Origin of the sequence: Streptomyces xanthii (assembly GCF_014621695.1) — a bacterium.
GTDB lineage: Bacteria > Actinomycetota > Actinomycetes > Streptomycetales > Streptomycetaceae > Streptomyces > Streptomyces xanthii.
Map to the genome: position 1 here is coordinate 1,178,228 of NZ_CP061281.1, position 12,698 is coordinate 1,190,925.

The following is a 12,698-nucleotide window of genomic DNA, read 5'->3' on the forward strand; positions in this document are numbered from 1 at the left end:
CGATGACGGACCGGCGCAGGCGAAGACTGTGGACGGCGCTGCTCGCCGCCCTGCTGATGTGCCTCGGGCTCGTCGGCACGACGTCGACCGCGTACGGGCGGCCGGACGACACCCGGCAGGCCGCGGCCGAACAGGTGCTGACCTGGACTGCGGGCGACGACATCACCAAGTACGGGTCCGCGCCCACGACGGCGGTCGCGGGCAAGGCGACGATCGTGTTCGAGAACAGCGCGGCGACCGGCAACACGACGGGCATGCCGCACACGCTGACCTTCGACGTCTCGGACCCCGAGTACAACAACGACGTCCCGCTGAACATCCTGGCGAACCCGAACGACGACCAGGGCGGCAAGCACTCCGTCGAGGTCACGCTCTCCCCCGGGCGCTACCGCTACCACTGCACGATCCCGGGCCACAGCGGCATGCAGGGGATCCTCGTGGTGACGGACGGCGGGGGCGGTGAAGACACCACCGCGCCCGAGACCTCCGCGAAGGCGGAGGGGCAGACGAACGCGGACGGCGCGTTCGTCGGCTCCGCGTCGGTGACCGTGTCCGCGACCGACGCCGGGTCGGGCGTGGACCGGATCGAGTACGCCCTCGACGGCGGCGCGTACACGCCGTACACGGCGCCGGTCGTGGTGAACCAGGTCGGCGCGCACACCCTGAAGTACAAGGCGACCGACAAGGCGGGCAACGCGGCCGAGGAGAAGTCGCTCGCCTTCACCGTGGTCGCGCCGCCGACGGACGACTCGACTCCGCCGGAGACGTCGGCGACGGTCGCCGGTGAGAAGGACGCGAGCGGCGCGTACGTCGGCATGGCCACCGTGACGGTCTCGGCGTCGGACACCGGCTCCGGGGTCAACACGGTGGAGTACGCGCTCGGCGCCGACGGCGCCTGGCAGCCGTACACCGCGCCCGTCATGGTCCACGAGCCGGGCGAGCACACGGTGCGCTACCGGGCGGCGGACAGGGCCGGCAACCAGGCTGCCGAGAAGTCCGTCACCTTCGAGGTCGTCGAGCCTCCGGCCGAGGACACGACGCCGCCGACGGTGTCACTGTCGGTCGCGGGCGAGAAGAACTCGGACGGCGCGTACATCGGCGACGCGCAGCTGACGCTGACGGCGACGGACGACGACTCGGGCGTCGCCACGGTCGAGTACTCGCTGGACGGCGGCCCCTATCTCGCCTACACCCAGCCCGTGGTGGTGGACCGGGTCGGCGCCCACTCGGTGGCGTACCGGGCGAGCGACAAGGCGGGGAACGCGTCGCAGGCGCAGACCTTCGTCTTCGCGGTCGCCTCGGGCGGCGGGGTGCCGGCGCCGAACTGCCCGGAGTACGACGAGCGTTCCACGGTGTTCGTCGGCACGGTCGACACGGGGGTGCCGAACCGGGTCACCGAGAACCGGTGCCGGATCAACGAGTTGATCGAGGACGAGAAGGAGTGGACGTCGCAGGCCCTCTTCCTCAAGCACGTGAAGACGGTCACCGACGGGCTTCTGAAGCAGGGCGTCATCGACCAGCGCGAGTACAACCGGATCAACCGGGCGGCGAAGCAGTCCGGGATCGGCAAGCCGGGACAGACCGAGGGCTACCGCAAGATCCTCGACGGCACCGAGGAGTCCTTCGCGCGCTGGGAGCAGGTCGGCGGCGGGAAGTTCGCGCTCAACGCGGACGGCTCGATCACCAGCCGCACCGATGTCCAGGGCATGGGCATGCTGTGGTTCCCGGAGCGCAAGTACGGCGACTTCTCGCTGAAGCTCCAGTGGCGCGACGACGCCCCGGGCACCGGCAACGCCAACGGCGGGGTCTTCGTCCGCTTCCCGTGGGTGCACGACAACCCCGAGGAGACGCGCCCGGAGTGGGTCGCCATCAAGTACGGCCACGAGGTGCAGGTGCTCGACCGGCCGGACGGCGACATGTACAAGACCGGTTCGATCTACGGCTTCGACCGGGTGGGGCTCGCGGGCGCGGGCGTCACCCAGAAGGGCACGTGGAACGACTACGAGATCAAGGTGGTGGACCAGCACTACTCGGTGTATCGCAACGGTGTGCTGATCAACGAGTTCGACAACACCGGCGGCCAGGTCTTCGAGCCGCCGCGCTCGGACGACCCGGGCACCGACGGCCGGCGCTACGCCTCCGGCTACCTCGGGCTCCAGGTGCACAGCACGACGGACGTCATCTCGTACCGCGACATCCGGATCAAGGAGCTGTGAGTCCCGTTCCGTGCGGGTGAGTCCGAGCCGGGTCAGTCCTCGTGTCTGGCCCGGCTCGGCTGTACGCGCTTGGGCTCGCCCGGCATCTTCGGGTACTCGGGCGGGTACGGCAGGTCGCCGAGGCCGCGGTCCTTCTCGTCCTTGTCGGCCAGTTCCAGGAGGGCCTCCAGGGAGTACCGCTCCTCGTCCATGCGGGCGTGCACGTCACCGACGTCGGCGTAGCGCTTGGGCATGGTCATGATGTCGAAGTCGCGGGGCAGCGCGTCGCCCACCTCGTCCCAGGTCAGCGGGGCGGAGACGGGGGCGTTGGGGCGGGCGCGGATCGAGTAGGCGGAGGCGATCGTGCGGTCGCGGGCCGTCTGGTTGAAGTCGACGAAGATCCGCTCGCCGCGCTCCTCCTTCCACCAGGCGGTGGTCACGTGGTCGGGCATCCGGCGCTCCAGCTCGCGGCCGCAGGCGATGGCGGCGCGGCGCACCTCGACGAAGGTCCAGCGCGGTTCGATGGGCACGAACACGTGCAGGCCGCGGCCGCCGGAGGTCTTGGGCCAGCCGCGCAACCCGCCGAAGTCGTGGAGCACGGCGCGCAGTTCGCGGGCGGCGTGCACGGCGTCGCCGTACTCGGTGCCGGGCTGCGGGTCGAGGTCGATGCGCAGTTCGTCGGGGTGGTCGGGGTGGTCACGGCGCACGGGCCAGGGGTGGAACGTGAGCGTGCCGAACTGGGCGGCCCACAGGACGGCGGCCTGTTCGGTGGGGCACATCTCGTCGGCGGTGCGGCCGGAGGGGAAGGTGATGGTGGCGGTGGGGATCCAGTCGGGCATGTTCTTGGCCGCGCGCTTCTGGTAGAAGTGCTCGCCGGTCAGGCCCTCCGGGTAGCGCTCCAGGGTGGTGGGGCGGTCGCGCAGAGCGCGCAGGATGCCGTCGCCGACGGCGAGGAAGTAGTTGGCGACGTCCAGCTTGGTGTAGCCCGTCGCTCCCCCGTCGGGAAAGTAGATCTTGTCGGGGCTGGACAGACGCACCGTCCGTCCGCCCGCCTCCAGCTCGACCGCCGTGCCCTTGCTGCCCATGCGCCCACGCTAGGCCCAACGGACGAACCCCGCACACCGGGCGTCTTCCGCCCGTACGGGACAGAATCGGGGCATGGATCTTCCCGTCATGCCGCCGGTCCGCCCGATGCTCGCGAAGTCCGCCGCGCGGATCCCGGCGGGGATGCACTACGAGGCGAAGTGGGACGGCTTCCGCGCGATCGTGTTCCGCGACGGTCCCGAGATCGAGGTCACCAGCCGCACCACCAAGTCGCTGACCAGGTACTTTCCCGAGCTGGTGGCGGCGCTCGGGGAGCGGCTGCCCGAGCGGTGCGTGCTCGACGGGGAGATCGTCATCGCGCGGGACGGGAGGCTCGACTTCGACGCGCTGACCGAGCGGATCCACCCGGCCGAGTCCCGGGTGCGGACGCTCGCGGAGCGCACACCGGCGTCGTTCGTGGCCTTCGACGTGCTCGCGCTCGGCGACGAGTCCCTGGTGGACGCGCCGCTGAGCGAGCGCCGGGCACGCCTGGAGGAGGCGCTCGCGGGGGCCGACGCGCCGGTGCATCTCGCGCCGGCGACGACGGACGCGGAGCTGGCCCAGCGCTGGTTCGAGCAGTACGAGGGCGCGGGCCTGGACGGGGTCGTGGCGAAGCCGCTGGATCTGCGGTACCGGCAGGACGAGCGGCTGATGATCAAGGTCAAGCACGAGCGGACGGCGGACTGCGTGGTCGCCGGGTACCGCTTCCACAAGAGCGGTCCGGTCGTCGGCTCGCTGCTGCTCGGCCTGTACGACGACGCGGGCACGCTGCAGCACGTCGGGGTGTGCGCGGCGTTCACGATGAAGCGCCGCACCGAGCTGATCGCGGAGCTGGAGCCGCTGCGGATGGACGCTGCGGACGGGCATCCGTGGGCGGCGTGGGCCGACGCGGCCGCGCAGGAGAAGTCCCGGATGCCGGGGGCGACCAGCCGCTGGACCGGCAAGAAGGACTTGTCGTGGGTGCCGCTGCGCCCCGAGCGGGTGGCCGAGGTGGCGTACGAGCACATGGAGAACGGGGCCCGCTTCCGGCACACGGCACGCTTCCGGCGCTGGCGCCCGGACCGCACCCCGGAGAGCTGCACGTACGCGCAGCTGGACGAGCCGATGTCCTTCGACCTGGCGGACGTGCTGCGCTGAGCCCGGCGTGGTCCAGTCCCGGTTTTCGGCCAACCGCGGGCTCCTGTCACGCACGGGTCTTCCGGGTCCCGGGTGACGCCCCTATGCTCCTGCGCCCGTCGAGGCTTACCGCCGGTAAGCCCGGGGCGACGAGGGGGACGCGGGCATGGCGGCGACACGGCGCGGGTTCATGGCGGGGACGGGGGCGGCGGCCGCGGGGCTCGCGCTCTCGGGGGCGGCGGCTCCGGCGACGGCGGCGGACACCGAGGGCGAGCCGGGCGGTTCGGTGGCGGTGCTCGGCGGCGGGGTCGCGGGGCTGACCGCCGCGCACGAGCTGGCCGAGCGCGGGTTCGCGGTGACGGTGTACGAGCGCCGGGCGCTGGGCGGCAAGGCCCGCAGCATGGACGTGCCGGACAGTGCGAGGGGGGCGCGCAGACCGCTGCCGGGCGAGCACGGCTTCCGGTTCATCCCCGGCATCTATCACAACCTGCCGGACACGATGCGCCGCATCCCGTTCCCCGGCAACGCGAACGGCGTCTGGGACAACCTCGTCGCCCCGCCCGAGATGATGTTCGCCCGCACCGGCCGCGAGGACATCCGGCTGCCGCTGCCCTGGCCCGGACACCAGCCGGCCCAGCTGGACCTGGACGACGTCCGGCGCGCGCTGACCGCGGTGCTCGACACCGCCGTGAACCTGCCGCTGACCGAGACCGCGTACTTCGTGAACCGCATCCTCGTCTTCCTCACCAGCTGCGACGAGCGCCGCGACGACCAGTGGGAGCGCACGCCGTGGTGGAACTTCACCCGCGCCGGCCAGATGTCGAAGGACTACCAGCGCATCCTCGCGGTCGGCGTGACCCGGAACATCGTGGCGACCAAGGCCGAGGAGGCGAGCACCCGCACGGTGGCCACGCTCCTGGAGGCGTTCGCGTTCAACGCCCTGGGCCGGGGCGCGGACGGCCCCCTCGACCGGATCCTCGACGCCCCCACGAACGAGGCGTGGATCGACCCCTGGGAGAAGCACCTGCGCTCGCTCGGCGTCGAGTTCCGCATCGGCTGGACCGTACGCGAACTCGCCTACGGGGACGGCCGGATCACCAAGGCGGTCGTCGAGGACCCGGACGGCGTACGGCGTGACGTGACCGCCGACCACTACGTGCAGGCCATGCCCGTGGAGCACGCGCGGGCCACCTGGGGTGCGCGACTCAAGGCGGCCGACCCTCAGTTGGCGGCGTGCGACCTGCTGGAGACGGACTGGATGACCGGCATCCAGTTCTATCTGACCGAACGGCCCGACCTGCTCGACGGACACCTCAACTGCATCGACTCCCCTTGGTCGTTGACCGCCATCGCACAGGCCCGGCACTGGCCGGACCGCGACTTCCCGGCCGAGTACGGGGACGGGGTCGCCGTCGACTGCCTGTCCGTGGACATCTCGGAATGGGACCGGCCGGGGATCCTGTACGGGAAGACCGCCAAGCAGTGCACCCGCGAGGAGGTCGCCAAGGAGGTGTGGGCGCAGCTCAAGGCCGCGCTGAACGACACGGGCCGCGCCCCGCTGAAGGACAGCACCCTGCACACCTGGTTCCTCGACCCGGGCGTCGACGGCCTCGGCACCCCGAACCCCACCAACGTGGACCAGCTCCTCATCCACCCCACCGGCACCTTCCACCACCGCCCCTCGGCCCGCACCGCGATCCCGAACCTCTACCTCGCGGGCGACTACGTGGCCGTACCGATCGACCTCGCGACGATGGAGGGCGCCAACACGTCCGCGCGGCTCGCCGTGAACGCGCTCCTCGACCGGACCGGCTCGGCCGCCGCCCGCTGCACGGTCCGGGCCCTGCACCGCGAGCCGGCGCTCGAACTCCTCAAGCGACACGACCGCACCCGCTACCGACTGGGCCTGCGCAACGCCCTCGACCTGGGATGACGGACCCCTCCAGCGGGTATGAACCGGGCGTGGACGCAAGTCGCAGACGCGCCGCCCTCGTGGCGGGACTGCTCGCGGCGCTGCTCGCGGCCTGTACCCCCGGCGGGACGCCGCCCGATGGGGGCGACTCGTCGGGGCCGACGCAGGGCGGCGCCTCCGTGCTCGCCGTCAAGATCGACAACGTCGGGGTGGCGCGGCCGCAGACCGGGCTCGACCGCGCGGACGTGGTGTACGCGGAGCGGGTCGAGGGCGGGCTGAGCCGGCTCATGGCGGTGTACGGGACGCGGGTGCCGGAGGTCGTGGGGCCGGTGCGCAGCGCCCGCGAGACCGATCTCGAACTGCTGGGGCAGTTCTCGCGGCCCACGCTCGCCTTCTCGGGGGCGCAGCGCGCGCTGCTGCCGGCCATCGCGGCGGCCCCGCTGCGAGCGGTGACGCCGGACTCGGCGCCCGGCGGGGCGTTCTATCGCGGCGCGGACCGGCCGGCGCCGCACAATCTCTATCTCCGCCCGGGAAAACTCGACCGCGCGGTGTCGGGCACGAACGCGGGCACGCTCGCCGGGTTCACGTACGCGGCCCGGGTCCCCGAGGGCGGGCGCCCCACGTCCCAGCGCACGGTGAGCTTCCCCGCGGCCCGCTTCGACTTCACGTGGTCGGGGCCGCAGCATCGCTGGCTCGTCTCGATGGACGGCCGCCCGGCGACCACGGCATCCGGCACCCGTCTCACGGCGGCGACGGTCGTCGTCCAGTACGTGGACATCCACGACTCCCGCCTCCACGACAAGCTGGGCAACGCCTCCCCGGTCTCCCGCACGGTGGGCTCGGGCAGGGCGGAGGTCCTCCGCGACGCCCGCGCCTACCCGTCCCACTGGACCCGCCCCACCCCCACCTCCCCCACCCACTTCACACCCCCGACGAACACGTCCCCTCTCCCCTTCGCGCCGGGCCCGACATGGATCCTCCTCGCACAGGCGCCGGGTACGGGCGGGGGCCGGGGCTGATTCGACACCGAGGGTGGGCGAGCCCGGCAGAGGGCGAGCTTGTTTCGGCACCGGTACGGATGCGCTCCGCGAAGGCCCGGGGGCCGTACGAGGTCGGAGAGTCCGTCGCCGGGCGCGACCAGCCGCCCCTGGGGCGCACGGAGTGCGCTTTCAGGGGCGCGGGGAACTGCGCGAGCAACCACGACGCCGCGACACCCGGCGACGATGCTCGACCCCTACGGCGGCGGCGTTGGAGCGGAGGCCTGAAGAAGCCCGCGCCCGGGGAAACCGGGGTGCTGCCCAAGGCTGGGCAACCGGACACGCACCCCAGCGCCGCGGTGTCGCCCGAGGCCGGGTGCCGGGCCGACGCCCCCGGAGGGGGCGGGTGGGTGGGACAGGGGCTGGGGCCAAGGGCCCTCGGCACAACGCCGGGCGACCGTGGCCCGGACACGTGGCGCGGCGGACAGCGGCCCGCGACAGGGCACCGGCGAACGTGCCCCGAACCCCGGCGCGGGCCGCCGTGGCCCCGTACAGCAGGGCGCGGGCCCCACAACCGCTCCGGGTTCCGGCGGAGCCGCTGCCGCTACCTCAGACCCCGCCCCGTCTCCAACACCTCCCGCGCCCGGGCCGCGAGGCCGTCCGCCCCGCAGGAACGGGCCAGGGTCAGCCCCCGGTTGAGCTCGGACAGGGAGCGGGCGGCGATGCCGTACTCGACGCGGGCCAGGGCGTGCTCGTAGGCGCAGGGCGAGGCCTCGAGGTACGTCACGGCCTTCGCGTAGAGGTTGAGCTGGGCCTGCCCCGTCTCCAGCGCGGCGGCACACCGCAGGGCCTCACCGATCGCGGTGTCCGTACCGAAGCGCTCGGCCTGGACCCGGGCCTCCCCGGCGAGTTCGGCGGCCCGGCGCGGATCGGTGAGCGCCAGCGCACGCGCGAGGTCGCAGGCCCAGGGTGCCATGATCGTGTTGTGCCCGCCGCGGGCGATGGAGGCCTTCGCGGCGGCCTCCAGTTCGCTGATCCCCGCGTCGATGTCACCGGTCGCGAGGAGCAGCCGCCCCCGCACGGAGTGGGCGTCGGGCAGCACGAGCGTGGACGGGTACGGCGGCCCGAAGGAGTACCGCTCCGCGATCTCCAGCGCCTCGTCGGCCTTGCCGCGGGCCAGCAGCGTGTCGATGAGGATGCACGCCGCGTCCCAGTGCATGGGCAGCCCCGTACCGACCCGGTCGGCGAGCCGCAGCGACTCCCGCAGGAACGCCTCGGCCTCGGTGAGCCGCCCGCGCCTGCGGTGCACGAAGCCGACGAAGGCCTGCGCGAGGGCGAGGTGGCCGCCGCTCCAGCCGGCCGTCTCGTACGCGCGGACGGCCTCGGTGAACAGGCTCTCGGCGCGGTCGAGCCGGTCGGACATCACGTACGAGTTGCCGAGCATGATGAGGACTTCGAAGCCCCATTCGGGGTCGGTCCAGCCGAGGCCCGGGGCGAGCCGCCCGTTGACGAGGGCGCGGTCGCAGCGTTCGACGACCTCTTCCGCGTTCTCCCCGCGGGTCATCGCGTCGAAGGCGCGCAGGATGAGCAGTACGCGCTCCGGGTTGGCGCGGCCGGGCAGCCGGTCGGCGAGCGCGGCGAGGTTGCGGGACCGGCCCGGGGAGTCCTCCTCGCCCGCGTGGATGCCTTCCCACATGAAGTGGACGGCTTGCAGGCGCAGGCGTGCCGGGCCCGGTTCGAGCAGTTCAGCCTCGTCGTCGATGAGCCGGAGGGCGTCCTCCAACTGGTCGTTGTGGACCAGCGCCTGGGACAGCCGGCACACCGCGTCGACCCGTCGGTCGCCGACGAGGCCGGGGGTGGTGTCGAGGGCCGCCTCCAGGTGCCTGACGGTCGTCGCGGGCGAGGTCAGCAGGGTCGCGCAGCCCAGTTCGTAGAGCACCTCCGGGCGGATCTCGGGCAGCGGCGGCTCCTCCAGGGCGCGCTCGAGGCAGCGGCGGGCCGCGTCGGGCGCACCGACGGCGAGGTGCTCGCGGGCGGCGGCACGCATCTGCTCGACGAGCTCGGGGTCGTCGTCGGGGTGGACTTCGAGGAGGTGCCGGGAGGCGGCGGCGGGACCGTGTCCGGAGGCGGTGACGGCCCACGCGGCCTGGCCGTGCATGGCGGTGCGGGTGGCCGGCGGGATCGCGTCGTACACGGCGGAGGCGATCAGCGGGTGGACGAACTCCAGGGTGCCGACGGCCCCGTAGGTGGCGTCGGTGAGGATGCGGGCGGCGAGGAGCCGCTCGGCGCAGCGGCCGGCCTGCTCGGGGTTCATGCCGGCGAGGAGCGCGGCGAGTCCGGGCTCGATGCGGGTGCCGAGGATGGCGGCGGCCCAGGCGAAGCGGGTGGCGTCGACGCCGAGTCCTTCGAGCCGGTCGACGAGGCCGCGGCCGCGCGCCGCCTTGTTCAGCGCGCGCAGTTCGGCGGCGGAGCCCTCTTCGGGGGCGAGGTCGCTGTCCTGCACCTTGGCGAGCAGCTCGACCGTCTCGTACGGGTTGCCCCCGGTGACGGCCCAGACCTCGCGGCAGAACGGGTCGTCGGCGTGGTCGCCGAGCGTGGCGCGGGTGAGGCCCGCGGTGGCGTCGGGGGTGAGGGCGCGCAGGCTGGTGGCGCCGGGCCGGGCGGCGTCGCCGACGGCGTCGAGGCAGGCGGCGGCCTGGGCGTCCTCGGGGTCGCGCTGGGCGACGACGACGAGGACGGGCAGGTCGTCGAGGCGCTCGGCGAACGCGGCGAGCCATTCCAGGGTCTCGAGGTCGGCCCAGTGGGCGTCGTCGACGAGCAGCACCAGCGGCCAGTGGAGGCGGGCGAGCCGGGAGCTCGCCGCGACGAGACCGTCCCGCACACCCTGGGGGTCCGCCTGACGTCCCGTCGGCTCGGCTATCCCGAGAGCGGGTCCGGCGATGTCGTACCAGTCGCCGAAGTACTCGCGGGCCTCTTCCTCGGTGAGGGCGAGCAGCGCGGGCTGCAGCAGCTGGCGCACGACGTTGAACGGGACGGAGGTGACCGTCTCGCCGCCGCGTGCGGACCAGACGGTGGCGCGGCCCGCGGCCATCGCCTCGACCCGGGCGAGCAGGGCGGTCTTCCCGATGCCCGCCTCTCCCTTGTAGACGACGAGGCTGCCGGACGAGGCGGAGTCGCCGCACAGGTCGTCAAGTGCCCTCGCGGCTACGTCGAGTTCGGATTCCCGCTCCCACAGCGGCGGGCCAGAGGAGGCGGCGTCGGCGTGCCGTCCCTGAGTCATCCCGCACCCTCCCGGTGTCGTGCGCGTCGGTCGATCGGCGTACTGCTGTCGAGACTAGTGCGCCCCGGCCTGCTGTGGAGGGGGGTCTTCGCAGCCCGTGGCGAACACGCGTGCCGATCGGTAACGATCCCGATCGCAATGCGGACCCTCTCATCACGTTTTCAGGCACGCCTCATACTGTTTCGTCCATGACCTCGCAGACTCCCGCAGGCTGGTACCCCGATCCCGGCCAGGTCCAGGGCGGCTCGCGCACCGAACGCTGGTGGGACGGCGGCCGCTGGACGGACCAGACGCGACCGGCCACGACCGCGCCGCCGCTCCCGCCGCAGCCGGCCGGGCAGGCGCCCGCACAGCCGGCCCCGCCGGCGCAGCCCGCGTACCCGGCGCAGCAGCCGACGGCTCCGGGGACGCTTCCGGCGTACGGTCACCATCCGGGATATCCAGGGCAGTTGCCGCCGAAGCCGCGCAGTTCGGCACGTGTGGTGATCGCCGCGGTCGTGGCGGTGGTGGTGCTCGCGGGCATCGGCGGCGGCGTGTACGCGCTGACGGCGGGCGACGACGGTTCGGACAGCGTGGCGCGGTCGAAGGAGTCGCCGGAGCCGGAGCCGCCGGGCACCGACGGCGGCGGCAGCGGAGGCGGAGGCGGGACGTCGCCCTCGCCGGACGACGGACAGCAGAGCCCGCGGGCGCCGCTCGACAAGGGTTTCGCCACCGATGTCGCGAACGGGGTCGCGCTGCCGATGCTCGAGGGCTGGACCGGCGCCGACGGCGCGGGCATAGCCGGCGTGTCGACGGGCCCGTACCCGTGCCCGGACGACACGTCGAAGAAGTGCGTGCGGGGCGGGGCGTCGACCTCGTCGGCGAAGGATCTGAAGCTGGACGCGAAGACGGCGGAGGCGGCGGCGAAGGAGGACATCCTCAAGAACGCACAGGCCTCCTACGGCGGCAAGACGTACGGCGGTCTGCTGAACCACGACGAGCTGGCGTCGGAGAAGGTCACGGTCGCCGGGCAGCAGGGGTATCGGGTCCGCTGGAACGTGGACACCAAGTCGTCGCTGGACGCGTGGGTGGAGTCCGTCGCGTTCCCGTCGCCGTACGACCCGAAGAAGCTCGTCGTGGTGCGGATCGGTGTCGACATCCCGAAGACCGCGAAGGAGAAGGCCGAGGGGCCGGACGACACCGCGATCGACAAGATCGTGAAGGGCATCAAGGAGGCCCGGGTCACGAGCGGTGACTCGGGCGGCGCCGGCAAGGACGTCTGACCCGCGGCGGCCGGCCGGTGAACGGCCGGCGCACCGGGGCCGGGCGGGCTCCCCTCCGCTCAGTGGAGGAGCCCGCCCGGCCCGGGGGTGCGCGCCGCCCCCGTCCCCACGGTGCGGCGCGGGCAGACCGCCGGCCGGTCATCCCTGCGGCCGGCGGTCTCCCGTTCAGGTGGCCTGTTCCGGAACGGTCAGGCCGAGTCCCGGGACGAGCACGTCCGTCACGAAGCGGACCAGATATTCCGCGTCGGCGTCGCGTCCTTCCAGGACGGGGCGGCTGCGCATGACTCCGAAGAGCTGCGCGCCCAGGTAGGGCAGCATCGGGTGGCCGGGATCGATCTCGCCGCGCGCCACGGCCCGCTCGACCATCTCCGCGATCGACGCGAGCTCCGGCTCGACCAGCGCCTCGCGCAGCGCGGCCTTCAGCTCGTCGTCCTGGAGCGCGGCGTGCCCGAGGGCCTGCATCAGCGCGGTGTCGCGCTTGCCCTGGCCCGCCGCGTTGCGCGCGGCCACGATCAGATCGCCGGCCAGCGATCCGGTGTCGGCGGAGAAGAACTTGACGCAGCGGCCCGCCCGCAGCGCGGCCGCCACCATCTGCGGCTTCGTCTTCCACTGCCGGTAGAGCGTGGACTTGCTGCAACAGGCCTGGGCGGCGACGCCCTCCATGGTGAAGGCGTCGTAGCCGTGCGCGCGCAGCTGGTCGAGGACCGCGTCGTAGAGCTCCTGCGCCCGCTCGGGCGTGATCTTGGAACGGCGCGAGCTCGTGGGTCCGCCGGTGGTGGCCCGTTCTCGCGTCGTCATGACTCTGCTCTCCTCGCCCGCTCGCGGTGGTGGCGGCCTCTGCTGCCGACATGTCGATGAGATCACATCAGCTAT

At 73.0% G+C, this 12,698-nt stretch carries 8 protein-coding genes; 5 read left to right on the plus strand and 3 right to left on the minus strand.

The window, feature by feature from the left end; translation table 11 throughout:
• Positions 1–2: 2 nt before the first annotated feature.
• Positions 3–2,216 (plus strand): OmpL47-type beta-barrel domain-containing protein, encoded by a 2,214-nt coding sequence (locus tag IAG42_RS05600; RefSeq protein ID WP_188341208.1) that lies wholly within the window; start codon positions 3–5, stop codon positions 2,214–2,216.
• A 32-nt stretch (positions 2,217–2,248) separates the two neighbouring features.
• Here IAG42_RS05600 and ligD read toward each other — a convergent pair whose 3' ends face one another.
• Complete coding sequence (ligD, locus tag IAG42_RS05605; protein WP_188335901.1) at positions 2,249–3,280, minus strand: non-homologous end-joining DNA ligase; 1,032 nt, start codon at positions 3,278–3,280, stop codon at positions 2,249–2,251.
• 73 nt (positions 3,281–3,353) lie between these two features.
• Between ligD and IAG42_RS05610 the strand changes: the two genes are divergently transcribed.
• The 3 genes from IAG42_RS05610 (at position 3,354) to IAG42_RS05620 (ending at position 7,325) form a co-directional block, all read left to right on the plus strand.
• Positions 3,354–4,415, plus strand: coding sequence for an ATP-dependent DNA ligase (locus IAG42_RS05610; RefSeq protein WP_188335902.1), 1,062 nt, complete (start codon positions 3,354–3,356; stop codon positions 4,413–4,415).
• A 145-nt stretch (positions 4,416–4,560) separates the two neighbouring features.
• Positions 4,561–6,327, plus strand: coding sequence for a hydroxysqualene dehydroxylase (locus tag IAG42_RS05615; RefSeq protein ID WP_223205872.1), 1,767 nt, complete (start codon positions 4,561–4,563; stop codon positions 6,325–6,327).
• A gap of 29 nt (positions 6,328–6,356) precedes the next feature.
• Complete coding sequence (locus IAG42_RS05620; protein WP_223205873.1) at positions 6,357–7,325, plus strand: DUF3048 domain-containing protein; 969 nt, start codon at positions 6,357–6,359, stop codon at positions 7,323–7,325.
• 562 nt (positions 7,326–7,887) lie between these two features.
• Here the strand turns inward: IAG42_RS05620 and IAG42_RS05625 are convergent.
• Positions 7,888–10,563 (minus strand): ATP-binding protein, encoded by a 2,676-nt coding sequence (locus IAG42_RS05625; RefSeq protein WP_188335904.1) that lies wholly within the window; start codon positions 10,561–10,563, stop codon positions 7,888–7,890.
• A gap of 188 nt (positions 10,564–10,751) precedes the next feature.
• Between IAG42_RS05625 and IAG42_RS05630 the strand changes: the two genes are divergently transcribed.
• Positions 10,752–11,825 (plus strand): DUF2510 domain-containing protein, encoded by a 1,074-nt coding sequence (locus IAG42_RS05630; protein WP_188335905.1) that lies wholly within the window; start codon positions 10,752–10,754, stop codon positions 11,823–11,825.
• A 165-nt stretch (positions 11,826–11,990) separates the two neighbouring features.
• Here the strand turns inward: IAG42_RS05630 and IAG42_RS05635 are convergent, their stop codons facing one another.
• The gene (locus tag IAG42_RS05635; RefSeq protein ID WP_188335906.1) at positions 11,991–12,623 is read right to left on the minus strand and encodes a TetR/AcrR family transcriptional regulator; all 633 of its coding nucleotides are present in this window, start codon (positions 12,621–12,623) and stop codon (positions 11,991–11,993) included.
• Positions 12,624–12,698: the final 75 nt, after the last annotated feature.